General features: G+C 55.3%; 23 protein-coding genes. 12 read left to right on the forward strand and 11 right to left on the reverse strand.

The window, feature by feature from the left end:
* Positions 1–2: 2 nt before the first annotated feature.
* From M9H61_RS14505 to ptsN, 5 genes are all read left to right on the forward strand, one after another.
* On the forward strand, positions 3–872 hold the full coding sequence (locus M9H61_RS14505) for an LptA/OstA family protein (RefSeq protein WP_250281227.1): 870 nt from the start codon (positions 3–5) through the stop codon (positions 870–872).
* A 15-nt stretch (positions 873–887) separates the two neighbouring features.
* Positions 888–1727, forward strand: a complete 840-nt coding sequence (lptB, locus tag M9H61_RS14510) for an LPS export ABC transporter ATP-binding protein (RefSeq protein ID WP_371922190.1) — start codon at positions 888–890, stop codon at positions 1725–1727.
* Positions 1728–1803: 76 nt separating this feature from the next.
* Positions 1804–3375, forward strand: a complete 1572-nt coding sequence (gene rpoN, locus M9H61_RS14515; RefSeq protein ID WP_250281229.1) for an RNA polymerase factor sigma-54 — start codon at positions 1804–1806, stop codon at positions 3373–3375.
* Between the two features lie 162 nt (positions 3376–3537).
* On the forward strand, positions 3538–4137 hold the full coding sequence (gene hpf, locus M9H61_RS14520) for a ribosome hibernation-promoting factor, HPF/YfiA family (RefSeq protein ID WP_250281236.1): 600 nt from the start codon (positions 3538–3540) through the stop codon (positions 4135–4137).
* A gap of 38 nt (positions 4138–4175) precedes the next feature.
* Complete coding sequence (gene ptsN / locus M9H61_RS14525) at positions 4176–4640, forward strand: PTS IIA-like nitrogen regulatory protein PtsN (protein WP_028791622.1); 465 nt, start codon at positions 4176–4178, stop codon at positions 4638–4640.
* A gap of 173 nt (positions 4641–4813) precedes the next feature.
* Here ptsN and M9H61_RS14530 read toward each other — a convergent pair whose 3' ends face one another.
* The 4 genes from M9H61_RS14530 to M9H61_RS14545 form a co-directional block, all read right to left on the reverse strand.
* Positions 4814–6382, reverse strand: a complete 1569-nt coding sequence (locus M9H61_RS14530; RefSeq protein WP_250281237.1) for an MFS transporter — start codon at positions 6380–6382, stop codon at positions 4814–4816.
* 166 nt (positions 6383–6548) lie between these two features.
* Positions 6549–8360 carry a translational GTPase TypA gene (gene typA, locus M9H61_RS14535; protein ID WP_101247013.1) on the reverse strand — a complete coding sequence of 604 codons (1812 nt, stop codon included), beginning with the start codon at positions 8358–8360 and terminating at the stop codon, positions 6549–6551.
* Between the two features lie 421 nt (positions 8361–8781).
* The gene (locus tag M9H61_RS14540) at positions 8782–9771 is read right to left on the reverse strand and encodes an adenosine kinase (RefSeq protein WP_114112359.1); all 990 of its coding nucleotides are present in this window, start codon (positions 9769–9771) and stop codon (positions 8782–8784) included.
* 676 nt (positions 9772–10447) lie between these two features.
* Positions 10448–11380 (reverse strand): SirB1 family protein, encoded by a 933-nt coding sequence (locus M9H61_RS14545; protein ID WP_250285064.1) that lies wholly within the window; start codon positions 11378–11380, stop codon positions 10448–10450.
* Here M9H61_RS14545 and M9H61_RS14550 point away from each other — a divergent pair.
* Entirely contained in the window at positions 11279–11509 is a 231-nt protein-coding gene (locus tag M9H61_RS14550; RefSeq protein WP_250281240.1) for a hypothetical protein, read from the forward strand. The two genes, M9H61_RS14545 and M9H61_RS14550, sit on opposite strands and share 102 nt — an antisense overlap.
* Here M9H61_RS14550 and M9H61_RS14555 read toward each other — a convergent pair whose 3' ends face one another.
* Together M9H61_RS14555 and M9H61_RS14560 are read right to left on the reverse strand one after the other, a co-directional pair.
* On the reverse strand, positions 11510–12172 hold the full coding sequence (locus M9H61_RS14555) for a BON domain-containing protein (protein ID WP_206926510.1): 663 nt from the start codon (positions 12170–12172) through the stop codon (positions 11510–11512). It lies immediately after the preceding gene.
* A 136-nt stretch (positions 12173–12308) separates the two neighbouring features.
* Complete coding sequence (locus M9H61_RS14560; protein WP_250281242.1) at positions 12309–13172, reverse strand: AraC family transcriptional regulator; 864 nt, start codon at positions 13170–13172, stop codon at positions 12309–12311.
* 32 nt (positions 13173–13204) lie between these two features.
* On the opposite strand from M9H61_RS14560, the gene M9H61_RS14565 reads away from it, so the two are divergent.
* Positions 13205–13612: a DUF2000 family protein gene (locus tag M9H61_RS14565; protein WP_250281245.1), complete on the forward strand. Its 408-nt coding sequence runs from the start codon at positions 13205–13207 to the stop codon at positions 13610–13612.
* A 20-nt stretch (positions 13613–13632) separates the two neighbouring features.
* On the opposite strand, the gene M9H61_RS14570 is transcribed toward M9H61_RS14565, so the two are convergent.
* Both M9H61_RS14570 and rsmI read right to left on the reverse strand, forming a co-directional pair.
* Positions 13633–14016 (reverse strand): YraN family protein, encoded by a 384-nt coding sequence (locus M9H61_RS14570; RefSeq protein ID WP_250281247.1) that lies wholly within the window; start codon positions 14014–14016, stop codon positions 13633–13635.
* Between the two features lie 2 nt (positions 14017–14018).
* Positions 14019–14864: a 16S rRNA (cytidine(1402)-2'-O)-methyltransferase gene (gene rsmI / locus M9H61_RS14575; RefSeq protein WP_170310189.1), complete on the reverse strand. Its 846-nt coding sequence runs from the start codon at positions 14862–14864 to the stop codon at positions 14019–14021.
* A 110-nt stretch (positions 14865–14974) separates the two neighbouring features.
* Between rsmI and M9H61_RS14580 the strand changes: the two genes are divergently transcribed.
* On the forward strand, positions 14975–16423 hold the full coding sequence (locus tag M9H61_RS14580; RefSeq protein ID WP_250281248.1) for a penicillin-binding protein activator: 1449 nt from the start codon (positions 14975–14977) through the stop codon (positions 16421–16423).
* A gap of 47 nt (positions 16424–16470) precedes the next feature.
* On the opposite strand, the gene nth is transcribed toward M9H61_RS14580, so the two are convergent.
* Positions 16471–17112, reverse strand: coding sequence for an endonuclease III (gene nth / locus M9H61_RS14585; RefSeq protein WP_101246618.1), 642 nt, complete (start codon positions 17110–17112; stop codon positions 16471–16473).
* Positions 17113–17335: 223 nt separating this feature from the next.
* On the opposite strand from nth, the gene M9H61_RS14590 reads away from it, so the two are divergent.
* The 4 genes from M9H61_RS14590 (at position 17336) to dapB (ending at position 22267) form a co-directional block, all read left to right on the forward strand.
* Positions 17336–17845, forward strand: coding sequence for a DUF2244 domain-containing protein (locus tag M9H61_RS14590; RefSeq protein ID WP_114112075.1), 510 nt, complete (start codon positions 17336–17338; stop codon positions 17843–17845).
* 337 nt (positions 17846–18182) lie between these two features.
* Entirely contained in the window at positions 18183–20096 is a 1914-nt protein-coding gene (gene dnaK / locus M9H61_RS14595; RefSeq protein WP_250281251.1) for a molecular chaperone DnaK, read from the forward strand.
* 103 nt (positions 20097–20199) lie between these two features.
* The gene (gene dnaJ, locus M9H61_RS14600) at positions 20200–21333 is read left to right on the forward strand and encodes a molecular chaperone DnaJ (protein ID WP_101246615.1); all 1134 of its coding nucleotides are present in this window, start codon (positions 20200–20202) and stop codon (positions 21331–21333) included.
* A gap of 133 nt (positions 21334–21466) precedes the next feature.
* On the forward strand, positions 21467–22267 hold the full coding sequence (gene dapB, locus M9H61_RS14605) for a 4-hydroxy-tetrahydrodipicolinate reductase (RefSeq protein WP_250281253.1): 801 nt from the start codon (positions 21467–21469) through the stop codon (positions 22265–22267).
* Here the strand turns inward: dapB and M9H61_RS14610 are convergent, their stop codons facing one another.
* Both M9H61_RS14610 and polA read right to left on the reverse strand, forming a co-directional pair.
* Positions 22268–22612, reverse strand: a complete 345-nt coding sequence (locus tag M9H61_RS14610) for a hypothetical protein (RefSeq protein WP_250281254.1) — start codon at positions 22610–22612, stop codon at positions 22268–22270.
* A gap of 112 nt (positions 22613–22724) precedes the next feature.
* Positions 22725–25544 (reverse strand): DNA polymerase I, encoded by a 2820-nt coding sequence (gene polA, locus M9H61_RS14615; protein WP_250281256.1) that lies wholly within the window; start codon positions 25542–25544, stop codon positions 22725–22727.
* Positions 25545–25635: the final 91 nt, after the last annotated feature.

Genomic DNA, 25635 nt, shown 5'->3' on the forward strand with positions numbered 1-25635 from the left:
CAATGGGGCATCTGAGCCGAAAAACCGGAACGCTTGTTGCGGCCCTGATGCTTGGTGGTGCTGTGCTGGCTCTGTCGGGTCTGCCAAACAGTGCAAAGGCCAATCCGCTGGGCCTGGCGCAAAATGGCAGTGGCGGTCTTGAAGTCGAATCCGATAACGGCATTGAATGGCGTCGCAACGAACAGGTTCTGATTGCCCGCGGCAATGCGGTGGCCAAGCGCGGGACATCGCGCGTCGATGCCGATGAGCTTCAGGCGCTTTATCGTGATCGTGACGGCAATAGCGAGATTTACCGCATCATTGCGATCGGCAATGTCAAACTGTCATCGGATACCGATGTCGCCACCGGCGACAAGGCAGTTTATGACATCGATCAGGCGGTGGTGGTTCTGACCGGTGATAACCTTAAATACACCACGCCAAAGGAAACCCTGACGGCGCGTGACAGCCTTGAATATTGGGAGACCGAGCGGATTGCAGTGGCCCGTGGCAACGCGGTTGCAACCTCCGAGGACCGGACCCTGCGTGGTGATACGCTGACAGCACGGTTTGAACCGGGCAAGGACGGTGCAAACGAGTTGCGCCGCATTGATGGTCAGGGCAATGTGAATATTCGCACATCCACCGACTTTGTCGTGGGCGATCAGGGCGTTTATGATGCGAAAACAGGTATCGCCACATTGATCGGATCGGTTAAGATCACCCGCGGAGAGAACCAGTTGAACGGGGATCGCGCGGTTGTTGATCTGAATACCGGTGTCAGTCGTCTGACGGCAAATGGCAATGGTGACGGCAAGGCCCGGGTTCGCGGCCTGCTGGTTCCTGAAAAAGATGAAAATAAAAGCCCGGCCGGTGCCGGGACCGGTAACTGAGGAAAGGTCGGTAATTTGTTCTGGTCGCGCAAGGGCGTAAAATCCGATGACGCAAAGGCGCAAGGCGCGTCTGCCGGTGCACAAGCATCCTCAGGGGCGGGGACCGCGGGTGGTCCGCGGCTGATTACGACCAACAAGGGGCTTGTGGCGCATAATCTTGGCAAAAGCTTCAAGAAGCGCCCGGTTCTCAAGGATGTATCTGTGTCTGTTCAGCGCGGCGAGGCCGTCGGCCTTCTGGGGCCGAACGGTGCAGGCAAGACGACCAGTTTCTATATCATTACCGGGCTGATTTCATCGGATCGCGGGACAATTTCCCTTGATGGGCGCGATATCACGGCAATGCCGATGTATCAGCGTGCGCGCCTTGGAATCGGCTATTTGCCACAGGAAGCATCGATTTTCCGTGGTATGACGGTCGAACAGAACATCATGGCGGTCCTTGAGGTGGTCGAGGATGACCGCATCAAGCGCGAACAGAATCTTGAAGATCTTCTGGCCGAATTTGCCATCGAACATTTGCGCCGCACGCCGGCACTTGCGCTGTCGGGCGGGGAGCGCCGCCGTTGCGAAATTGCCCGGGCCCTGGCAGCACATCCGAACTTTGTTCTACTTGATGAACCACTTGCCGGGATTGACCCGATTGCAGTGGGTGATATCCGTGATCTTGTCCGCCATCTGAAAGATCGTGGCATTGGGGTCTTGATTACTGACCACAATGTGCGCGAGACTCTCGACATTATTGACCGGGCATATATCTTGCATGACGGTCGGGTTTTGATGGAAGGTGGTCCTGACGAAATCGTCAGAAATGATGATGTTCGAAGGGTTTATCTGGGTGATCGTTTCAGTCTCTGATCACGATACCAGACGAAAACACCAGACAGACATAACAGTCTTGGGGGAGTTCGGATTGACACGGGGTAGTGCATAAATGGCCCTGAAGGCGCGGCTCGATTTACGTCAGTCCCAGTCTCTTGTCATGACGCCCCAGCTGCAGCAGGCGATCAAGCTGCTGCAATTCAATAATATTGAGCTTTCCAATTTCATCGATAGCGAACTTATGGAAAACCCGTTGCTGGAACGGGCCGACCCCGGTCAGACCTTTGCCGAGACCGGAGACGGGGCCGTTGGCAATGGCGATGACGGTATCGACAGCCGATCCAGTGACAATTTCACCGACCGCGAAGACCGGTTTGGCACTGATCGACTGACCGCAAGTGAAACCATGGGCGGGGATGACGGCCCGCTTGATGTGTCAAGCGACGCGCTTTACGACGGTGAAGGCGAAATTTCGCGCAATGGCGAACCGGTCGCGGGCAATCACGACTATGCGTCGCCCTATGGCGGCGGGGCCGGCGGATCCGGGGCGGGCAGCAGTGATGATCTGCCCGGTCTTGAACAGACCCTGGCCGACGAGGCGACGCTGCGCCAATCCCTTGATGATCAGCTCAATATCGCCTTTGCCGATGTCATGTCGCGGATGATCGGGTCCTATCTGATCGATATGCTTGATGAAAACGGCTATGTCGGCGGTGACCTTGATGAGGTGTCCGAGGCGCTGGAATGCCCGCTGGCGGAGGTCGAGCGCGTTCTTGGCATCATGCAGGGGTTCGAGCCGGTCGGCATTTTCGCACGTGATCTTGCCGAATGTCTTGAATTGCAATTGCGCGAAATGAACCGGTTTGATCCGGCAATGGCGGCGTTGCTTGCCAATCTTGATCTGCTGGCAAAGCGCGAATTTGACCGGTTGCGTCGGGTCTGTGGTGTTGATGCCGACGACCTTCACGACATGATCGCCGAGATCAAGACACTGGATCCGCGCCCGGGTCGCACAGCTGATGGCGAAGTTGCAACCCCGGTCATCCCCGATGTTCTGATGCGATCGGCGGGGAATGGCAACTGGCATCTGGAACTGAATTCCGAAGCCCTGCCGCGTGTTCTGGTCAATGAAGATTATGTCGCCCAGATCGGATCGGGCCTGCGCGACCGCGAAGAACGCAGCTTCATGAGTGAAAAGTTGCAAACCGCGAACTGGCTGGTCAAGGCACTGCATCAGCGTGCGACCACCATCATGAAGGTTGCCAGCGAAATTGTCCGCCAGCAGGACGGGTTCTTTACCCACGGGGTATCGCATCTGCGGCCGCTTATTCTGCGCGACATTGCCGAGGCCATCGGCATGCATGAAAGTACGGTGTCGCGGGTGACCAACGGCAAATTCATGGCGACACCGCGCGGCATGTTCGAGCTGAAATACTTCTTTACCACGGCAATTTCGTCATCTGATGGCGGGGATGCCTATTCGTCCGAAGCTGTTCGGCATCGGATCAAGTCATTGATTGATAACGAAGATCCGAAAAAGATTTTGTCTGACGACAAACTCGTTGAGTTGCTCGGGAAGGAAGGGATCGACATTGCCCGCCGAACAGTGGCAAAATACCGTGAAGCGATGCGTATTCCTTCGTCGGTCCAGCGTCGGCGCGAAAAAAAATCACGTGCTTCCTAGCATCGTTTTTTCGAAAATTTGTACTGTAACGTACTGCAATCAAAGGAAATATACCCATATCTTGACTTGGCAATGACGAGGGAATATGGTGCGGCCTCCTGATTGAGGGGCACCAAACATCCATATGTACTGGGAAGTCACTCAACTGGGGATAGGCGATCCATGCAAATTACGGTTATCGGTAAGCAACTTGACGTTGGGGATGCTCTTCGGCAGCACGTCGTCGAGACCTTGGACCCTGCGGTAGAGAAATATTTCGATCACGCGATCGAAGCCACGGTGACGATCACCAAACAGGCACATCTCTATCAGGCACAAATTTCGGTCCATGTTGGCAAGGGCATGATGGTACAGGCAAAGGCGTCGGCGGATGAAGTCTATCCGGCCTTCGATTCAGCCTGTGACAGAGTGGCCAAGCAGTTGCGGCGCTATAAACGGCGCCTGCGTGATCATCACGCAAGCCGGGACCATCACGAGCAGGCTCGTCTTGAAGCGATTCACTATGTGATCGCACAGGAAGATGACGATCATTCGGATGACGACGATCACGTAAACGGGTTTGAACCGGTGATTGTCGCCGAGACACCGGATCGCATTGATACGCTCTCTGTCGGAGAAGCTGTCATGCGGCTCGACTTGGGGGACATTCCGGCACTGATGTTCCGGAATGGCAAACATGGCGGGTTGAATGTTGTGTACCGTCGCGCGGATGGCAATATCGGTTGGCTTGATCCAAACGATAAAGATGCTGGTGGCGCGTGACGAACACGGATTCCGAGCCAAACAACGCAACGCGAAAAATGGACATATCATCTATACTTACCCCGTCCGGGGTCATTCCGGCACTGCGGTCCGGTGCGAAAAAGGCTGTGCTTGAGGAACTTGCCGAAAAAGCAGCCGAAGTTACCGGACGCGACGCAAGCGAGATTTTCTCTGTCCTGCTTGATCGTGAGAAGCTTGGCAGCACTGGCGTAGGCGGTGGTGTCGCGATTCCGCATGGCAAGCTCAATGACCTTGATCGGCTCTACATGGTCTTTGCCCGTGCTCAGAACCCGATCGAATTCGATGCGGTTGATGAACACCCGGTCGACCTTTTCTGCATGCTGATCGCACCCGAGGAAGCCGGTGCCGATCACCTGAAGGCACTGGCGCGGATTTCGCGTCTGCTGCGTAATCAGGGCATGTGCGACAAGCTGCGCGGGGCGGGTTCCGCCGACGCGATCTATGCATTGCTGACCCAGGACGAGGCCGAACAGGCCGCTTGAAACGGTCAGTGAAAGGCGGGTAGTCCCCGTAATGCAGACAGACCAGATTTAAAAAAACCGGACGCTTTGCTGGCGTCCGGTTTTTCTTTTGGGCAGACCGATTGTGATCAAAGGGCATCCGCGCCAGATCAGCATCAGGTTTCAGCATCAGGCACCGATATCAGGCATCGGTATCAGGCATCCTGGGCTGAGGCATCGGGTTTGGTCGCTTTGGTATCGGTCATGCGACCGGCCAGCACAACAAGCCAAAGAACCGGGATGCCGATCACGGCGGTACCGACAAAGAACCATCTATATCCGACCGCATCCACCACGGTGCCCGAGAAACCGGCAAGGATTTTCGGGAACAGGGTCATGATCGAACTGAAGATCGCATATTGCATGGCGGTAAAGGAGATGTTGGTCAGGCCCGACAGATAGGCGATGAAGGCCGCTGTGGCGAGACCGCCAGACAGGTTATCGGCCATGATCACGACGACAAACATCGTGGTATCCGGACCGAGCTGCGCCATGAAAGCAAACAGGATGTTGGTAATGGCCGAAAGCAGGGCGCCAAGAAACAGGATCTTGACCACGCCATAACGTACCGACAGAACCCCGCCCAGGAAACTGCCGCCAATCGTCATGAACAGGCCGAATGTCTTGGAGACCGCGGCGATTTCTTCCTTGGAAAAGCCAAGGTCGGTGTAAAACACGTTGGCCATCACACCCATGACGATATCGGCAATGCGATAAACCCCGATCAGGGCAAGAATGATGATCGCAACCTTGCCATAACGGTCGATGAAGTCCTTTACCGGCGAGATATAGGTCTCCTGCACCATTCCGGTCGGCGTCAGGCCGACCCGCGTGGTCAGCCAGGCAACCAGAATGGCAAAACCGACTGCGATCGCAAGCTTGAGCGTCCCGGCAATAAAGCCGGACAGCTCCTTGATCATCCCGGCATCGGTCAGGCCGGTCTTGAGCGGGTCGGTAAAGTCGCCTGCATAGATATTGGCAAGGATAAAGGCGATGACAGTGAGCGCAAACATCGCCAGAAAACGAAGATAGTCTGACGTTTCATGGAAATATTTGCTTTGTGTTTTGGGCGCATCGGGTTCACGCACCAGAAGCGTGGTGATAACGCCAACACACATGGCAAGCGCCATACAGCCATAGGCAACGGTCCAGGCAAAGTGCTGATAGGTGCCTTCGGCCTCAAACAGGCCGGCAATCGTCAATGCACCGGCACCGGCGACAATCATGCCGATCCGGTAACCACCAATATAGGCCGAACTCATCATTGCCTGAAGGTCGGCATCGGCGGCCTCGATCCGGTAGGCATCAATAACGATGTCCTGTGTGGCCGATGCAAAGCCAAGCGCCACGGCCGCAAAGGCCATCATGGTCAGGTTTTCGGCCGGATCGGTCAGGCCCATCCACAGGATGGCGGCAATGATGCAGGCCTGCGCAATGATCAGCCAACTGCGCCGGCGGCCCAGAAGCCCGTGCAGAACCGGAAAAGGCAGCCGATCAATCAATGGCGCCCAGACAAACTTGAAGGAATAGCCAAGGGCAGCCCAGCTGAAATAGGTGACGGTCGACCGGTCAACGCCGGCCTCGCGCAGCCAGATCGACAGGGTGGAGAAAATCAGAAGGATGGGAATGCCCGCCGACAGGCCCAGAAACAGCATCGTAATGACGCGTGGATGAACAAAGGCGCCAAAGGCTTCACCCCAGCTTCGCTTTTCTGTGCTGTGCATCGATTCCCCCAACTTGAAACACGCTGCGAAGAAGCTAGTGCAAACAGGTTAATGAATAGCCAATTCGCGCAGCACCGCCGGGCGGGTGGCAAAGGTGCGGTCTGCCATGAAAAAAGGGCCGATCCACTGGACCGGCCCTTTTGAAATCTGTTGCTAGCAGGAAGGCTTAGCCTTCTTTCTTGCGGCTTTCGCGCTTACGAACGTTCGGATCAAGGTGCAGTTTGCGGATACGTACGCTCTGCGGGGTGACTTCGACCAGTTCGTCGTCCTGAATGTAGGACAGGGCTTCTTCAAGCGACATGCGGCGCGGCGGGGTCAGGGTAACAGCCTCGTCCTTGCCCGATGCACGAACGTTGGTCAGCTTTTTGCCCTTGAGCACGTTCACTTCCAGGTCGTTGTCACGGTTATGTTCACCGATGATCATGCCCTGATAGACGCGTTCGCCATGTTCGATGAACATGATGCCACGATCTTCAAGACCGAACAGTGCGTAGGCAACGGCATCGCCCTGATCGTTGGAAATCAGTGCGCCGTTACGACGGCCCGCAATCGCACCCTTGACCGGGCCATAGGAATGGAACACGCGGTTCATAACGCCGGTACCGCGGGTATCGGTCAGGAATTCACCGTGATAGCCAATCAGGCCACGCGACGGCGCAAGGAAGATGATACGGGTCTTGCCGCCACCGCTTGAGCGCATGTCGGTCATTTCAGCCTTGCGCAGGCTCATTTTCTCGACCACGACGCCGGAATATTCTTCGTCAACGTCAACCTGGACTTCTTCGTACGGCTCGGACATTACGCCGTCGATTTCCTGGAACAGAACGCGCGGACGTGAAATCGAAAGTTCAAAACCTTCGCGGCGCATGGTTTCAACCAGAACGCCAAGCTGAAGTTCACCACGACCGGCAACTTCGAATGCATCCTTGTCGGCGGTTTCGCCAATCTTGATCGCGATGTTGCCTTCGGCTTCGCGTTCCAGACGGGCACGGATCATGCGCGAGGTAACCTTGTCACCTTCCTGACCGGCCAGCGGCGAGTTGTTGACCGAGAAGGTCATCGCCAGGGTCGGCGGATCGATCGGCTGGCTTTCGATGGCGGTGTTGACGTCGGTTGCACAAATGGTGTCGGCAACGGTTGCCTCGGTCAGGCCGGCAATTGCGATGATGTCACCGGCAACAGCTTCGTCCTGCGGGACACGTTCCAGACCGCGGAAGCCCATCAGTTTCGACAGACGGCCGGTTTCAACCGTGCCATCGCCACGAAGAACCTTCACCGGCATGTTGAGTTTCGCACGGCCCTGATAGACACGACCGGTCAGAATACGACCCAGGAAGTTGTCAGCATGCAGCATGGTTGCCAGCATCGCAAACGGGGCATCGACATTGACGTCCGGTGCCGGAACGTGGTTCAGAACCAGTTCCATCAGCGGGGTCAGGTTTTCTTTCGGGCCTTCCGGGCTTTCAGCAGCCCAGCCGTCACGACCAGATGCGTACAGAACCGGGAAGTCGAGCTGTTCTTCAGTTGCTTCAAGCGATACGAAGAGATCGAAAATCTCGTCAAGGACTTCCTCGGCACGCTGGTCAGGACGGTCGATCTTGTTGATGACAACGATCGGTTTCAGACCAAGTTTAAGCGCCTTGCCCAGAACGAATTTGGTCTGCGGCATCGGACCTTCGGCCGAGTCAACAAGCAGAACCACGCCTTCGACCATGGACAGGATACGTTCGACCTCACCGCCGAAATCGGCGTGGCCCGGGGTATCGACGATGTTCACGCGGGTATCACCCCACTGAACAGCCGTTGGTTTTGCAACGATGGTAATGCCGCGTTCACGTTCCAGATCGTTGCTGTCCATTGCGCGTTCATCTACGCGCTGGTTGTCACGATAGACACCGGACTGACGGAACATGGAATCGACCAGCGTGGTTTTGCCGTGGTCAACGTGGGCGATGATGGCGATATTGCGCAAGCTCATGGGCGCGGACTCCAGAAATAAAAATGCCGCGCGCCGGGGCTTGCCCATGCGCATCGGTCAGTAAAACGTTTCAAGGCCAGTAGATATTCAGCAGCCTTATGACCGATGCTGTTCGGTCATCCGCGCAACTCTAGAACACGGCATATGCTGAATGTTTACTGGTCCGGGCATTGTGTATCTTGCCCGAAGGCCGCCCTGTCATAGCCAATGTGGAGGCGAATGACCAGCTTTGTGCGCGCCATGCGGGGTTGATTTTTCTGCAATGCGGGCTGTTTGCGCTAAACTTTGTATAAAGTCAATGTTTGTGTTGCGCTGCAATGCCCGGAAATCGGGGTCTTTGGTAACGTAAAACGGGACGACAACGGATTGTTGCCGTCCCGTGAAATCTTTGCAGATGGCGCTGAAAGCCACCGGTTTCCGGTCAGATGACCTTTGCGGTCAGTTCCTTAAGGTCCGCATCCGGGCGCGCGCCCATATGCGAAATCACCTCGGATGCGCAAATCGCACCAAGCTGCCCGCAAACCGGAAGTTCGTGACCCTGGGTATAGCCATACAGGAAGCCTGATGCGAACAGATCGCCGGCACCTGTGGTATCGACCACCTTGGCGACCGGTTCGGCGCTGATTTCGTGAAGTTCGTTCTCGGCAACGATAACCGCGCCCTTTTCACCACGGGTCAGGGCTGCGACCTTGCAGTGTTTGCGAACTTCGGCCAGTGCCTCTTCAAAGGTGTCGACTTCGTAAAGCGACTTGATTTCTTCTTCGTTGGCAAACAGCACGTCGATATGGTGATGAACCAGATCGCGGAATGAATCGCGGTGACGGTCAACACAGAATGAATCAGACAGGCTGATGGAAACCTGCCGACCGGCCTCATGGGCGACCTTGGCCGCTTTGACAAAGGCTTCCTTGGCTTCGGGGCGATCCCACAGATAGCCTTCCATATATGTGACTTTGGCCGATTTGATCAGATCTTCGTCGATATCTTCCGGGCCAAGCTCGGTGCAGGCACCAAGGAAGGTGTTCATGGTGCGATGGCCATCCGGGGTGACAAAGATCAGGCAGCGCGCGGTCGGCGAACCGGCCGTGGCCGGTGCGGAATTGAACTGAACGCCAATTGCACGGATATCGTGGCGGAAAACCTGGCCAAGCTGGTCGTCGCGCACCTTGCCGATATAGGCACCCTTGCCGCCAAGGGCTGCGATGCCGGCCATGGTGTTGCCTGCCGACCCGCCGGACATTTCCATGCCCGGACCCATCTGTTCATACAGACTATCTGCGGTTTCCGCGTCAATCAGGGTCATGGAGTTTTTGACAAGCTTCAGACGGGTCAGGTCTTCTTCCTTGCAATGGGCAAGGACATCAACAATGGCGTTGCCAATACCGACGACGTCGACTGTGGTGTCGTTCATATAGTTCATTCCTGCAATTTGTTCGGTTTGAACGGCACCGTATTGAACCCGGTTGACCGCACAGGCGGGCCAATCTGGCAGATGGCCATGATCAGGCGCCTAAAAACTGACTGGCGCGGAGTATATGCATTGCTGTTCACGGTGCAAGTGTCGCGACCGTTTCGTGGCCGGTTGTTTAACCTGCCGTTAAGAACCGAAAAAAACTGCAAAAGATGTTTTTCAAGGCGATGTCACCGCGAAATTCGATCTGAATCCGGTTTCAATTTCGATCTTCGGGCCGATGACGGTTCCGTCTATCCGGTCGCCATCGCATGTCAGTGGTCAAAAGCCCCGATTTCCGGGGGTTTGCGTATTCTTCAGGATTTTCTGATGCATGAAGTGGTCAGATCGCCGAAATTGGGCAAAAAATACCGAAACAAGCATTTTTTGATGATTTTGTGCCCGATAATCACCGGCATTCAGGGATCTTGAAAAACCGGACGGACCAGTTTGTTCGTATTTAGGTTTAAAAATAACATCCTAATTAATAATTTATAGGAATATTTATTTAATTCTATATCGAAAAACAAGCTATTTCACATGGATTTTCATGATCCGAGCTTATAAAGGTCGTGCACGGCCAGATGACGGAATCCGGCCGCATTGCACCTCGCGAGTACAGGTGATTTTTGGGAAATCAGGAATTCAGATCGGGGAAAAGCGGGATCGGCGCGTTGGATTTTTGCTGTGGATCGCTGCGCGATTGATCGGAACTTTCCGATGGTGCGGAAATCCCGGCCGGATCATCCTGATTGGCGACTTCCCGTTCAAGCCGTTCGCGCAATTCTTCGATCACGGCTTCGATCCGGGCGCGATGAAGCGGGTCGTCACAGCGCATGACAAACTGTTCAAACGCGCCAAGTGCCATATGGTCCTGATCAAGACGTGCATAAAGCGCACCAAGCTGATGCCAAAGCCCTTCATGGTCGGGCGCGATCAGCAAACTGTGTTCGATCACACGGGTCGCAAGGGCCAGTTCACCTGCGCGCAGGGCCCGGACCTTTATATTGTTTTGAAGTCGTAACAATATATCGACATTGCTTGTCGGGCGATAGTGGCGGGGCTCAAGTTCGGCATCAAGCCCGCTAAAGGATTTCAGTAATTCGCGCAATTCTGCGGGTCCAAGGGTAATGCCCCCGTGGAACGGATCGATCATGCGGCGTTTGCCATTGGCCTGGACCCGCAACAGGAAATGGCCGGGGAAATCGATCCCGGTGATGGTAATGCCGCATCGTTCGGCCGCATGGATGTAAAGCAATCCCAGTGCAACCGGCAGGCCGCGTTTGCGTTCAATGACTTGCAACAGGTCGGCATTGGCCATGTCATCGTAATTTTCCATGTCGCCCTGAAAGCCGTTGCGTTCGGCAATCACTGTCTGAAGGCCTTTGACCACCTGTTCAATGGTTGGTTCGGCTTCCTTGTCGTCGACCGGAAGGCCCGCAATATCGGACAATGTGACAAAGTCCGGTTGCAGGGTTATGCGGGCCAGCTCGGCCCGCAGCTGGTCGGCAAGGTCATCGAGATGACGAAGATATGGCGCGATATCGCGTTTCTGACCGTCTTCTGCCAGATTGAGCCGGGCAAAATGAAGGGCCGCCTTCGCAACGCTGGCGTCAGGTTTTTGGCCCTTGGCGTAATCGACAAGCCATTGGCGGTCCGGATCGGTCGGTGCGATGATGTGGCTTACGGTACTAATTGATCAGGTCCCTTGCCGGTTGATGTCATCTTTCAGGCGGATGTGACTGACCACGCGTTTTACATAGCTGGTTTCACGCGCATGCGAAATAACCCGTTCACGTTCGCGTTCGTTCTGGGCAATGCCCATCAGATGCACTGTACCGTTTACGGTCTCGATGCTGTAATTGATCGCGAAAACATCGCCATCAAACATCAGCGCGGTCTTGATCCGTGTGGTGATGATCAGATCGCCGGCACTGTCCATCAGTGACATGCCCGATCCGACATCAATTTCGTTAATGACGCTTCTGACGCCATCGACCTGCCAGCTTAATCGTACCGCTTCAAGCTGATCTGCGACGGACGGTACACGACCGGCCAGCAGGACTTCGCCTTCGACAACTTCGATTTCGATATCGAGAAACAGTTTCTCATCTTTTGACAGAAATTTCTGCCAGATTTCTGCGGTAATCGCGGTGTCACTGACGGCACCGTCAAGACCACGTTCCTGAAGGGCTGCAACCCCGGCCGTGGCCCCGGCACCGATTACAAGCGATGTGCATCCCGACAACGGCAAAAGACAGAACCCGGCCAATACCAGATGCCTGACCGCGCGCAAATGACGGTTGGCATGATCTGGCGGTCTGGTGGTCAGATGCCATTCAATGTCCGTTTTTGACGACATATGGTGATGTCTCGCCCCCGATTCCCTCAGTCTTCCGGGTGCAATCATCGCGCCTTGGGGTTAAAGAGTTTTAAAATCCCGACCAGTTTATCAGCAAAAATGCATCTTTTTGCATATTGATCGGAACGGGATGGCTTCAATGCGCCCTTTCGGCGATCAGTCCTGCCCAGCGTCCCGGTGTCACGCCATAGGTCTGGCGAAAATGCCGGTTGAAGTGGCTTTGATCTGAAAACCCGGTTTCGGCCGCAATCCCGGCCAGCGGTTGCCCCAGAACCATCAGCGCCCGGGCCTTTTGCAGGCGGCGCATCATCAGATAGCGATACGGGGTCGTGCCAAACCGGGCCCGGAAATGCCGGATCAGGCGATAGCGGTCCATTTCGGCAATCTGTTCAAGTTCATCGGACTGGACCGTGCGGTCAAAGTTGTCTTCCAGAAAGGCGCGGACCTGATCCATGCGCGCAGCGGCATTAAAGCGCGGTTGTTTTAACGGTGTTTTGCCATGAAGTGACAGGCGCTGGGCAATATCGGCGACAAACTGGTCACGCAGCATGGGATCAACATCGCAATCAAGTTCGCCCAGAACCGATGCCAGAACCGACCATAAAACCCGATCATTGATCACCGGTTCACCGACAAAGGGCAGGGGATCGGACTCATGATCCAGACCGCTGCGCAAAAGCGCCGGTTCAAGATACAGCATGCGGTATTGCAATCCGTCTTCGGTGCCCGCCCCGCCATCATGAATTTCGTCGGGATGCAGGATAATGACATTGCCCGGATTGCTGGCGCGAAATTCCCCACGATAGTTAAAGGTTTGCACACCCTGCATGGTGATGCCCAGCGCATAGGTGTCATGGCGGTGCGGGCTGAACATATTGCCATAAAACCGGGCTTCGATCCGTTCGATCCCGTCGCTGGTCGGGGCGGCGATAAAGCGTTCACGCTTTTTGCACAAACGTTCAATACCGGGATCGGTGCTTTGATCTACTGCTTCTTTCATCACCTGATTATCCGACCCGTTGGAGAACGCATATGTTTGACACCAAAGTCGCGCTGGTCTTGCGCAATGATCTTGAAGCCTGGCAATCGCTGAATGTGACGGCCTTTCTGATGAGCGGCATCGTCGCCCAGACACCCGATATCATCGGCGAACCCTATATCGATGCGAAGCAAAATATTTACAATCCGCTATCGCGGCAACCGGCGATTGTTCTGGCCGCAGACCAGGCGACCCTGAGCAAAATCCATCGCCGGGTGCTTGATCGCGGTGTCAGGGCATCGGCCTATATCGAAGAAATGTTTGCCACCGGGCATGATGCGGCCAATCGCGAAGTATTTGCCGCTGTGGATCCCGAACAGGCCAAATTTGTCGGCATTGGCATTCATGCTGATAAGCGCATTGTCGATAAAATCACCAAGGGCGCAAAGATGCATCCCTAGGGGCATGATGACGGTCGCAGTTAATTGACATGCCAGGCATTGCTAAGATGTTCGACCCGCACAAGACCGTGCACCATCATCAGATCGAACCGAAGATCGCCGTCATGGCCGATTTGCCCGGCATAGCTTTCAAGGGCGCGGGCAATTCGGACCTGCTGACGGGGACGCAGTGCAAGCAGCGCTGTTTCCCTGTCGGGCCGGTTTTTTACTTCGATTGCAATCAGGACCTTGCCGCGCCGGGCGATGATATCAATTTCACCGACCGGGCTTTTATGGCGCGTTGCAAGGATGCGATATCCCTTCAGGCGCAGAAACAGGGCACACAGCATTTCTGCGCGGCGTCCGGCCTTTTCCGCCCGCTTGCGACTTGATTGTTGATCAGGTGCGCGGCGGGTTCGGGGCATGGCTACTCCGTCTTGGCCAGTTCAAGGGCGCGATTGTAAAGATCACGCTTCTTAAGGCCGGTTTCGCGGGCCAGAATATCGGCGGCATCCTTGGTCCGATGGGTTTTGATCAGATCAAGCAGCCGCGCATCAATGTCTTCGGGGCTGGGTTCGTTATCCGCATCATTGGCCGGGCCGACAATGATCACGATTTCGCCTTTTGGGGCGCCGGCTTCTTCGTAATGGGTGGCAAGTTCATCAAGGGTGCCATTACGAACTTCCTCGAACATCTTGGTCAGTTCGCGGGTCACAGCGGCTTCGCGTGATCCGCCAAGAACCCGGGCCATATCGGCAAGGCTGGCGGCAAGACGTTTGGGACTTTCAAGAAAAATCAGGCTGCCCGGAATGGCGGTAAAACGGGTCAGTTCCTTTTGCCGGGCCATGGTTTTGGGCGGCAGGAAACCGGCATAAAAGAAATGATCGCTTGGCAATCCTGACAGGATCAACGCGACAATTGGCGAAGATGCGCCCGGTGCAGCCGTGACGTTAAAGCCTTCTGCCTTGCAATCACGTACAAGCTTGTAGCCCGGATCATTGATCAGGGGCGTTCCCGCATCGGAAATCAGTGCCAGTCCCTGACCCTTGCCAAGGCGTTCCATGATTTCGGGGCGCATCTTGGCGGCGTTATGTTCGTGATAGGCGATTCGCTTGGTCTTGACGCCATAGCGTGACAGCAATTTGCCCGATGTCCGGGTATCCTCGCACAGGATGACATCGGCCCTTTTAAGGATTTCGAGCGCCCTGAACGTAATATCGCCCAAATTTCCGATTGGAGTAGCGACAAGATAAAGACCCGATGAAAGTGGCAAATGGCTTTCATCATGTTTACTTGCATCCTCGCGCGCATTACCCTGCGTGCGAAACGACTTATCTGGAGGTGAGAGTGGGTTGTCCGAAACGTCATCCGTCACAGAATCGGATGCAGAACGAGGCGCTGCCGCGTCAGGCGTTGCAGAATCTGAATGGGGGTTCGACCTGGGGCCGGATTGCACGCCGGACGGCATCAGTTGTTGTCCTCTCTGTCGGGCTTGCCGCATGTAATGCGACCACGAGTATCACGGACCTGTTTGGTACGCAACGTGGCGCCCCGGTCGAAACAGCCAATCAACCCCCTGTCGACCCGACAGGCGCCCCTGATCAGGGGCTGATCCCTGATGCCAATCCATGGCCAAGTGACGCCGCCCTTCCTGAAGGCGAAGGTGTCGAACTGCCGACCCTTTATAACGATGAAGCCGCAGTCTTTGAAAAGCGGGTTGCGCTTTTGCTGCCGCTTTCCGGGCAGCATGCCGATCTTGGTCGTGCCATGCGCCATGCGGCCGAACTTGCAATGTTTGATATTGCCGGGGATGATTTTGTCCTGATGCCGATCGATACGGCGGGTACCTATCAGGGCGGGCAAAATGCCGCACGCCAGGCGGTTGATGCCGGCGCGAAAATGATCCTTGGTCCGCTGTTTTCCGAATCGGTCAGCGGGGCCAGCGAAGTTGCCAAGGCCGCCAACGTTCCGGTCATTGCCTTTTCCAACAACCGGCGTGTTGCTGAAAACGGTGTTTGGGTCAGTGGCCTGATCCCTGAAGACCAGATTGCGCGTGCTGTCGGATATGCCACAACACAGGGCCATTTCCGGTTTGCCGCCCTGTTGCCGCAAAATGATTATGGTCGCCAGATCGCCAGTGCCCTGAACGGGGTGGTGTCGCGTGTTGGCGGATCGCTGGGACGGGTGGCGTTCTATCAGCCCGGCTCGGAAAGTCTGCAACAGACCATTCGCGATTTTGCCAATTACGATGCGCGTCGCGCCAATCTGCGCGCCCACAAGGCCCAGCTTGAAGCTGATGGCAGTGCCGGGGCAAAGCGGGCGCTGCGCCGTCTTGAAGGCGTCGACACCTTTGGCGAGCTTGATTTTGATGCGTTGATCCTGCCGGCAACCGGTGGCGATCTGCGTCAGGTATCGGCCCTGCTGGCCTATTTTGATATTGATCCGTCGGTTGTTCAGTTCATCGGGACCTTTGGCTGGAATGATCCCGGCCTGTTTGCGGAACCGGCCCTTAAGGGCGGTATTTTTGCCGCCCCCAATCCGGAAAACTGGAACCTGTTTGCCAACCGGTTTGAACGCACCTTTGGCAGCCAGCCGCCGCGCATTTCAAGTCTGGCCTATGACAGTGCGGCACTGGCGGCATTGATGGCGCGTGATGAAAACGGGATTACGCGTGATGCACTGACCAATCCAAGCGGCTTTGTCGGGGTTGACGGGATTTTCCGTCTGACGGCCGATGGCCAGTCCGAACGCGGCTATGCCATCATGCAGATCCAGCCGGATGGCGCAAAGGTCATTGCGCCGGCGCCAGCAACCTTTGACCAGGTATTCTGATCTTCCGATCTGATGGATGCCTGGCCTGTTTTTAAACGCCTGCCGGATTATGCTTCGGCAGGCGTTTTGTCTTTGAAATTGCACAGATCATTGACGATGCAGTCGCCACAGCGTGGCTTGCGCGCCTTGCAGATATAGCGCCCGTGCAGGATCAGCCAGTGATGGGCATGGGTCATGAAGCGTGCCGGCACCTTTTTCAAAAGAGCCTTTTCAACAGCCAGAACCGTTTTGCCATTGGCCATGCCGGTGCGATTGCCCAGCCGGAAAATATGGGTATCAACCGCCATGGTATGTTCGCCCCAGGCGATATTGCGCACGACATTGGCGGTCTTGCGCCCGACACCGGGTAATTCTTCAAGGGCTTCCTGATCATTGGGAACCACCCCGCCATGCTTTTCGACCAGAATTTTGGCTGCTGCCATGACGTTCTTGGCCTTGCCGCGATAAAGCCCGATCGTCTTGATATGATCAATCAGTGCTTCTTCGCCCAGATCAAGCATGTCTTGAGGTGTTTCAACGATCTGAAACAGCTTTTTGGTCGCCTTGTTGACCCCGACATCGGTTGCCTGTGCCGACAGGGCAACAGCCACAAGCAGGGTATAGGGATTGGTGTAATCCAGTTCGCCTTTGGGTTCGGGATCAGCATCCGACAGACGCTGGAAAAATTCTTCAATGGCGGCTTTGCTCATCGGGCGGGCCATGGACTTTAGCTCTCTTTTTTGGCGGGCTGTTTTCAGCCGATTTGGGGATGCACATGTGTCAAAGCATGGCGTCCCTGATCCGATCTCCTGTGCGGACATTATATATAAGGGATAAGACGAAAAATCGAATTTTGATTACACGACATCCTGTGCTGTACGCACCATATAAGGAAAACAGCAGCAGGCCCGTTCAGATATACAGGTAAGTGAAATGCCCGCCGTCCCGCGCAGTGCCAAGCCGATCTATCGGGTGGATTTGTTTCCGCCGCGGTCGCTTTCGCGCCGGGCTGCGCGCAATATTGTCCTGATGCTGGCTGCGTTGACGACAAGTATCGGTCTGGTTTTCTGGTCGGTCGGGGCCTGGCCGGTGATCGGGTTTCTCGGCGTGGATGTGGTGTTGCTGTCGCTGGCATTTCATTTCAGCTTCCGCTCGGCCCGGCAGGAAGAACGCATCGAACTCAGCCCGGCCAATCTTCGCGTAACCCGCATTTCGGTCCGCGGCGATCGTCAGGAATTTGATTTTCAGCCTTATTGGCTGCGCGTTGTTCTGGAACGCGGCGAAGACGATCAATGTGCGCTGTTTTTGCAAACACATGGCAAAAGCTTCGAAATTGCCGGCTTTTTGGGGGCAGATGAAAAGGCTGATCTGGCCTGTCAGCTCGAAGCGGTATTGCGCCATACCCGCTGTAATCCCTCGGATATTCCGCTTCAATCCCCGTAAAATTCTGTGATTTGACGGAATTGCAACCCGGTTATGAGCGATTTGAAAAGCCCGGTTTTGACACTGAAAATCGGCTCGAAATCGCCCAAATGGCGTGGCAATCGCGATGATATTGCCCGCGATTGGATAAAAATTGCATTTTTAAGGTAAAAAACACCCAAGATTCCCCTCTTTGACCGCTTGCGACTTTGTGGGGACTTTCATATATAGGTGCGCGGGGTCATGCAGAGACCCCAGAAAAATTACGTGTATTACAACCATTGGTCCCAGGAGGTCCTGCGCGGCGCTTCGGTTTGAAGGCTGCGGGACGGACCGGCCGCTAAAAGAGGAACTTACTATGGGCAAGATTATTGGTATCGACCTTGGCACCACCAACTCGTGCGTTGCAGTCATGGATGGCAAAGAAGGCCGTGTGATTGAAAACAGCGAAGGTGCCCGTACCACCCCGTCAATGGTCGCTTTCACCGACGATGGTGAACGCCTTGTCGGTCAGCCGGCGAAACGCCAGGCTGTGACCAACCCGGAAAATACCCTGTTTGCGATCAAGCGTCTGATCGGCCGTCGTTACGGCGATCCGGAAGTCGAAAAAGACAAAGACCTCGTGCCGTACAAAATCGTCTCGGGCGAAAACGGCGATGCATGGGTTGAAGTCAATGGCGAGAAAATGGCACCGAGCCAGATCGCAGCCATGGTTCTTCAGAAAATGAAGGAAACCGCAGAAGCCCATCTGGGTGAGCCGGTAACCGAAGCCGTGATTACCGTTCCGGCATATTTCAACGACTCCCAGCGCCAGGCGACCAAAGACGCCGGCAAGATTGCGGGTCTTGAAGTCAAACGTATCATCAACGAGCCGACCGCGGCAGCCCTGGCCTATGGCCTGGACAAGAAAGACGGCGGCACCGTGGTTGTTTATGACCTTGGTGGCGGTACCTTCGACGTTTCTGTTCTTGAAATCGGCGATGGCGTTTTCGAAGTGAAATCGACCAACGGTGATACCTTCCTTGGTGGTGAAGACTTCGACAAACAGATCATTGATTACCTTGCTGACGAGTTCAAAAAGGAACAGCAGATCGACCTGCGCAAGGACCGTCTGGCCCTGCAGCGTCTGAAAGAAGCTGCTGAAAAAGCAAAGATCGAATTGTCCTCGTCGATGCAGACCGATGTGAACCTGCCGTTCATCACCGCTGATGCTTCCGGTCCGAAGCACCTGAACATCAAGCTGTCACGTGCGAAGCTTGAAGGTCTGGTTTCCGATCTGATCGAACGCACCATGACCCCGTGTAAAGCCGCCCTCAAGGATGCCGGCATTACCGCGGGTGAAATCGACGACGTTATTCTGGTCGGCGGCATGACCCGTATGCCGAAGGTCCAGGAACGCGTTAAGGAGTTCTTCGGTCGTGAACCGCACAAAGGTGTGAACCCGGACGAAGTTGTTGCCCTTGGTGCCGCAATTCAGGGGGGTGTTCTGCAGGGTGACGTCAAAGACGTTCTTCTGCTCGACGTGACCCCGCTGTCGCTTGGTATCGAAACCCTTGGCGGTGTGTTCACCCGCCTGATCGACCGTAACACCACGATCCCGACCCGCAAGTCGCAGACCTTCTCGACCGCTGAAGACAATCAGACGGCCGTGACCATCCGCGTCTTCCAGGGCGAACGTGAAATGGCGGCTGATAACAAGATGCTCGGCCAGTTTGATCTGGTTGGTATCCCGCCGGCACCGCGCGGTGTTCCGCAGATCGAAGTGACCTTTGACATTGATGCCAACGGTATCGTCAACGTGTCGGCCAAAGACAAGGCGACCAACAAGGAACAGCAGATCCGTATTCAGGCATCTGGTGGTCTTTCGGACGACGAAATCGAAAACATGGTCAAGGACGCGGAAAGCAACGCCGAAGCCGATAAGAAGCGCAAGGCACTTGTCGAAGCCCGCAACCAGGCAGAAGCCGTCGTTCACGCCACCGAAAAGAACCTGAACGAGCATGGTGACAAGGTTGATGACTCAACCAAGTCCGACATCGAAAACGCTCTGTCGGCTTTGAAAGAAGCCAAAGACGGTGACGATGCCGAAGCCATCAACGCCAAGGTCAATGAACTTCAGCAGGCTGCAATGAAACTTGGCGAAGCCATGTATCAGGCACAGCAGGCCGAAGAAGGTGCCGAAGGTGATGCAGGCGCATCCGCGTCCCAGGCCGATGACGGCGTTGTTGATGCCGACTTCGAAGAAGTCGATGACAACAAAAAAGACAAGTAAGACGACCGCAGAGGTCGTCTTGAACGACGCCCTGTAAAGAAAAATCGGGCCGTTCCGGACGCAAGGATTGCGGGAACGGCCCGACCGTATTTCGGAGTTACAGATGGCGAAAGAAGATTTTTACGAGCTGTTGGGTGTTTCGAAAGGCGCCAGCGCAGCGGAGCTGAAAAGCGCCTATCGTAAAAAAGCGATGCAGTATCACCCGGACAAAAACCCGGGCGATGCCGAAGCCGAAGTAAAATTCAAACAGGTCAACGAAGCGTACGAAGTTCTCAAGGACGACGAAAAACGCGCAGCCTATGACCGTTTCGGTCACGCAGCGTTTGAACAGGGCGGCCCCGGTGGCGGTGGCGGCTTTGGTGGTGGTTTCGGTGGCGGCGGGTTTGCCGACGTCTTTGACGAGATCTTTGGTGCGATGGGCGGTGGACGCCGTGGTGGCGGGTCATCGCGCGGGGCGGACCTGCGCTATAATATGGCGATCACGCTTGAAGAAGCGTTCGAAGGCAAAAAGGCCGAGATCACCATTCCAGGTTCGGTTTCCTGTGAAAAATGCGATGGCACCGGTGCCGAAGCAGGTTCGCAGCCGGTCAATTGCCCGACCTGTAACGGTCACGGCAAGGTCCGCGCACAGCAGGGCTTCTTTACCATTGAACGCACCTGCCCGAGCTGTCATGGCAAAGGCAAGATCATCAAGAATCCGTGCAAATCCTGTCACGGTGTTGGTCGCGTTGAAAAGGAAAAGACCCTTCAGGTCACCATTCCGGCCGGTGTCGAGGATGGTACGCGCATCCGTCTGGCGGGCGAAGGCGAAGCAGGAACGAACGGGGCACCTCCGGGTGATCTCTATATCTTCCTTGATATCGCCCATCATCGCTTCTTCCAGCGCGAAAGTGCCAACCTTTATTGCCGGATTCCGATCCCGATGAGCAAGGCTGCCCTTGGCGGCACCATCGAGGTCCCGACGATCGAAGGCACGCGCACGCGGATCAACATTCCCGCCGGGACCCAGTCGGGTCAGCAGCTGCGTCTGCGCGGCAAGGGCATGACCATCCTGCGTTCGCAGGCCCGCGGTGACATGTTTGTTGAAATCAGTGTCGAAACGCCGGTCAATCTGACAGAACGTCAGAAGGAACTGCTTGAAGAATTCGACGAGATTTCCCGCGAAGAGGGCTCAAGCCCGGAAAGCGAAGGCTTCTTTTCCAAGATGAAAGAAATCTGGAAAGATCTGACGGACTAAGGTCAGCATCGCTTCAATGAAACGACACGATCAAAACCCCTGACATGCCGGTCAGGGGTTTTGTTTTGCCTGACCGGGGGCTTGTGATAAAGCAAAGGCATAATTTGCAAGCTTTGTTGCTAGGAGACCGGAAATGAAGATCGGGATTGTTGGATGTGCGGGCCGTATGGGCCGGATGCTGGTGAATGAAACTGCCAAAACCAAGGGCTGCGAAGTCGGTGGCGGTACGGATCTTCCCGAAAGCCCGTTCATTGGCAAGGACATCACTCTGATTGCCGGTCTGGAAGAAAGCGGCGTTCTGGTCGGCGATGACGCCAGGGCCTTGTTCGAAGCCGTTGATGCGGTGATTGATTTCACCGCCCCGGCCGCAACCATGAAACACGCGCAGCTGGCTTCTGAAACCGGGACGATCCTTGTGATCGGAACCACCGGGCTTTCCAATGATCAAAAGGACGAGCTGAAAGTTGCCGCCCAGAAGGCCCCGATCATCTTTGCGCCGAATATGAGTGTCGGTGTGAACCTTGCCTTCGCACTGGTCGAAAAGGTCGCAAGTGTCCTGGACAAGGATGTGGCCGATATCGAAATCGTCGAAATGCATCACAAGCACAAGGTCGATGCGCCTTCGGGCACAGCACTTGGCCTTGGTGAGGCCGCGGCAAAAGGCCGGGGTGTCAAACTTGACGATGTGGCTGTTCGTACCCGTGATGGCCATACCGGGGCGCGTGAAGACGGTACCATCGGCTTTGCAACGCTTCGGGGGGGCGATGTGGTTGGCGATCATACGGTTGTCTTTGCCTGTGAAGGCGAACGCATCGAGATCTCCCACAAGGCATCATCGCGCGAAGTCTTTGCCAAGGGTGCGGTGCGCGCCGCCAAATGGGCCGAGGGCAAGGCACCGGGGCTTTATTCCATGCGTGAAGTTCTGGGCCTCTAACTAGTTCTGTGGGCTAGCAAGCCTCAAATAGCCGCGATAAATCGCAAGCACGATATCGGCATCAAGTTCTGGGTTGTTGTATTTCCCGTCTTTGATCGCTTGATTAGCTTCGCGGACGCTCAACCCATTAAGCAGACATTCGGACCAAATTTGGAAACGGTATCCGGACTGCTTGGTCAAAGCACGACTTATGGGAAGGTCTGTGCGTTGCAGAACAAGATCTTCCTTAAGTCTGTAATGACGGCAAAATTCTCTAGATAACTCTCCTTTGGCCGACTTTGAAAGTTCGGCGAAAGGGATGTAGTCGACTTCTTGAAGGCTCTCTAGGCGAAGGGCTGCTTCCATATGTGCACTCCTCGACCGTCAATAAGGCATCGCGCGCGGATTTTAAGAGACGTTCAAACAAATGCCAGCCGAGAAGTTTAGTCGGATTTTCTCGGCTGGCTAATGTTCTTAGTTAGTGGGCATCCGCCCAGCTATCGCCGATGCCGGCTTCGGCAATCAGCGGTACGGACAGATGGGCCGCATTTTCCATGACGTCACGGATGACCTTGATGGCTTTTTCGGCCTCGTCTTCCGGGGCTTCAAAGATCAATTCATCGTGGACCTGCAACAGCATGCGGGTCTTGAGGCCGGCATCAAGCAGCGCACCGGGTACCGCGATCATCGCGCGTTTGATGATGTCGGCAGCACCGCCCTGAATCGGGGCGTTGATCGCTGCACGTTCGCCAAAGCTTCTGCGCATGCCGTTTTTGTCATTGATGCCGCTGATATGGATATGGCGACCAAACAGCGTACGGACAAAACCATGTTTGGTGGCAAATTCCTTGGCCTGATCCATATAGTCGCGAATACCCGGATAAATCTCGAAATAGGCATCGATAAAGGCCTTGGCCTCTTTTTGCGGAATGCCAAGCTGATTGGCCAGACCAAAGGCCGAAATGCCGTAAATGATGCCAAAGTTGATCGCCTTGGCCTTGCGGCGGACCATCGGATCCATGCCTTCGATTGGCACGCCAAAGACCTTGGATGCGGTCGCGGCGTGGATATCCTCGCCGTTTTTGAAGGCTTCGCGCAGGGCGTCGATTTCGGCCACATGGGCAAGAAGACGCAATTCGATCTGCGAATAGTCGGCAGAAATAAGCTTGTGGCCAGGCTCTGCAACAAAGGCAGTACGGATTTTACGGCCTTCTTCGCTTCGGATCGGGATGTTTTGCAGGTTCGGATCATTGGATGACAAACGCCCGGTATTGACGTTGGTCTGACCGTAACTGGTGTGCACACGACCAGTTTGCGGGTTGATATGGTTGGCAAGCGCGTCGGTATAGGTACTTTTGAGTTTCGAAAGCTGACGCCATTCCAGCAGCTTGGCCGGAAGATCATGCCCCTGTGCTGCCAAGGCTTCCAGAACATCTGCCCCGGTTTGCCAGGCACCGGTTTTGGTCTTTTTACCGCCCGGCAGGCTCATTTTATCAAACAGGATTTCGCCGAGCTGCTTGGGACTGCCAAGATTGAACGGCTCTCCAGCCATTTCATGGATGGTAACCTCAAGACTTGCCATGCGTTTGGCGAAATCATCCGACAGGTTTTTCAGGATTTCGGCATCGACCTTGACGCCCAGGCTTTCCATCTTTGCCAGAACCGGCACCAGCGGCCGATCAAGGGTTTCATAGACACTTGCCATATGTTCCTGTGCGATGCGCGGCTTCAGCAGGCGGTGCAGACGCAATGTAATATCCGCATCCTCGGCCGCGTAATCGAGCGCCTTGTCCAGCGGTACCTGATCAAAGGTGATCTGGGTTTTGCCCGATCCGCAAACATCGGAAAACTTGATCGGTTTATAATCAAGATGCAGTTCGGCCAGCTCGTCCATGCCGTGACCATGGCTGGTTCCGTCAAGCACATAGGACAGAACCATGGTGTCGTCCATCGGTGCGACATCGATGCCATGGCGGGCCAGAACGATCATGTCATATTTCAGGTTCTGACCGACCTTGAGCACGCCGGGGTCTTCGAGCAGGGGTTTGAGAAGCTCAATCGCGCGTTCAAGCTTGATCTGCTTGGGGGCGTCGCTGCTTTGTTCGGGGGTGTCGCCGAAGTCAAAGCCACCCTGTGCTTCGCCGCTGACATGGCCAAGCGGGATATAGCAGCCATTGCCCGGTTCGGTCGAAAGCGAGATGCCGACAAGTTTGGCCTGATGGGCATCAAGTGATGTGGTTTCGGTATCAACCGCCACGGTGCCAAGATATTCGGCCTCCGCAATCCAGTGCTTTAGACGTTCTTCATCCTGCACCAGTTCATATTCGGCCTTTTCGACCTTGATATCATTGACACCAATGCCGGGTTGGGTCGGGCTTTCAAATTCAACATCGCCGCCAAACTTGGCTTTTACTTTAGAAAGCAGTGATTTAAAGCCGTGACTTGCGATGAAGCTTAAAAGAACTTCCGGATCGGGTTCTTTCAGGTCGAAATCATCAAGGTCCTCGACCACCGGCACGTCGGTTTTAAGGGTCACCAGATCGCGTGAAATGCGGGCAAGTTCGGCATTCTCGATCAGCTTTTCGCGACGCTTGGGCTGTTTGATTTCGCCAGCGCGCTCAAGTAGAGAATCAAGATCACCATATTCATCAATAAGTTGGGCGGCGGTTTTGACACCAATGCCCGGTACGCCGGGTACGTTGTCAACGGAATCGCCCGCAAGTGCCTGAATATCAATGACCTTATCCGGCGCGACGCCGAATTTTTCCATGACTTCGGCAGCCCCGATGGTGCGATTCTTCATCGCATCAAACATTTGCACCTTGTCGGTAACAAGTTGCATCAGGTCCTTGTCCGAAGACACGATAATCACATCAGAACCCTGTGCCTCGGCCTGGCGGGCATAGGTGGCGATCAGATCGTCGGCCTCATAGCCTTCGAGCTCGATCGAGGGCAGGTTAAAGGCGCGGGTCGCGTCCCGGATCAAACCGAATTGCGGTACCAGTTCTTCGGGGGGCGGCGGGCGGTGGGCCTTGTAGTCGGCATAGAAATCGTTGCGGAATGACTTGCCCTTGGTGTCGAAAATGACTGCCATATGGTCGGGCTTGGTATCTTCGCGCAGCTTCATCAACATGGTGCAGAAGCCATATACCGCATTGACCGGGGTCCCGTCGGGACTTGTCATCGGCGGCAGGGCATGGAAAGCGCGGAAAATAAAGCCGGAACCGTCAACCAGTACGACGCGGCGCGGCGGATTGCCGGCGGATGTATTGGTGTTGGACGGGGCAGATTCAGTCATACGTTTCGTGCTCTTGTCTGGAGGAAAATCATGCTTCGCAGAATGCCCGATCCGCGCCGCCAAGTCGAGCATAGCCTGTGGGCATTGGCCA

The organism is Thalassospira sp. GO-4 (assembly GCF_023588965.1).
Classification (GTDB): domain Bacteria; phylum Pseudomonadota; class Alphaproteobacteria; order Rhodospirillales; family Thalassospiraceae; genus Thalassospira; species Thalassospira povalilytica.

What these genes read in the sequence shown, in the direction of transcription:
- hpf (WP_250281236.1), top strand. Translation starts at nt 3,538, where the DNA reads ATGCAAATTACGGTTATCGGTAAGCAACTTGACGTTGGGGATGCTCTT.
- dapB (WP_250281253.1), top strand. Translation starts at nt 21,467, where the DNA reads ATGAAGATCGGGATTGTTGGATGTGCGGGCCGTATGGGCCGGATGCTG.
- M9H61_RS14530 (WP_250281237.1), bottom strand. Translation starts at nt 6,382, where the DNA reads ATGCACAGCACAGAAAAGCGAAGCTGGGGTGAAGCCTTTGGCGCCTTT.
- M9H61_RS14540 (WP_114112359.1), bottom strand. Translation starts at nt 9,771, where the DNA reads ATGAACGACACCACAGTCGACGTCGTCGGTATTGGCAACGCCATTGTT.
- typA (WP_101247013.1), bottom strand. Translation starts at nt 8,360, where the DNA reads ATGAGCTTGCGCAATATCGCCATCATCGCCCACGTTGACCACGGCAAA.
- M9H61_RS14505 (WP_250281227.1), top strand. Translation starts at nt 3, where the DNA reads ATGGGGCATCTGAGCCGAAAAACCGGAACGCTTGTTGCGGCCCTGATG.
- M9H61_RS14565 (WP_250281245.1), top strand. Translation starts at nt 13,205, where the DNA reads ATGTTTGACACCAAAGTCGCGCTGGTCTTGCGCAATGATCTTGAAGCC.
- M9H61_RS14610 (WP_250281254.1), bottom strand. Translation starts at nt 22,612, where the DNA reads ATGGAAGCAGCCCTTCGCCTAGAGAGCCTTCAAGAAGTCGACTACATC.
- dnaJ (WP_101246615.1), top strand. Translation starts at nt 20,200, where the DNA reads ATGGCGAAAGAAGATTTTTACGAGCTGTTGGGTGTTTCGAAAGGCGCC.
- ptsN (WP_028791622.1), top strand. Translation starts at nt 4,176, where the DNA reads ATGGACATATCATCTATACTTACCCCGTCCGGGGTCATTCCGGCACTG.
- polA (WP_250281256.1), bottom strand. Translation starts at nt 25,544, where the DNA reads ATGACTGAATCTGCCCCGTCCAACACCAATACATCCGCCGGCAATCCG.
- M9H61_RS14555 (WP_206926510.1), bottom strand. Translation starts at nt 12,172, where the DNA reads ATGTCGTCAAAAACGGACATTGAATGGCATCTGACCACCAGACCGCCA.
- M9H61_RS14570 (WP_250281247.1), bottom strand. Translation starts at nt 14,016, where the DNA reads ATGCCCCGAACCCGCCGCGCACCTGATCAACAATCAAGTCGCAAGCGG.
- nth (WP_101246618.1), bottom strand. Translation starts at nt 17,112, where the DNA reads ATGAGCAAAGCCGCCATTGAAGAATTTTTCCAGCGTCTGTCGGATGCT.
- dnaK (WP_250281251.1), top strand. Translation starts at nt 18,183, where the DNA reads ATGGGCAAGATTATTGGTATCGACCTTGGCACCACCAACTCGTGCGTT.
- rpoN (WP_250281229.1), top strand. Translation starts at nt 1,804, where the DNA reads ATGGCCCTGAAGGCGCGGCTCGATTTACGTCAGTCCCAGTCTCTTGTC.
- M9H61_RS14580 (WP_250281248.1), top strand. Translation starts at nt 14,975, where the DNA reads ATGCAGAACGAGGCGCTGCCGCGTCAGGCGTTGCAGAATCTGAATGGG.
- M9H61_RS14560 (WP_250281242.1), bottom strand. Translation starts at nt 13,172, where the DNA reads ATGAAAGAAGCAGTAGATCAAAGCACCGATCCCGGTATTGAACGTTTG.
- M9H61_RS14590 (WP_114112075.1), top strand. Translation starts at nt 17,336, where the DNA reads ATGCCCGCCGTCCCGCGCAGTGCCAAGCCGATCTATCGGGTGGATTTG.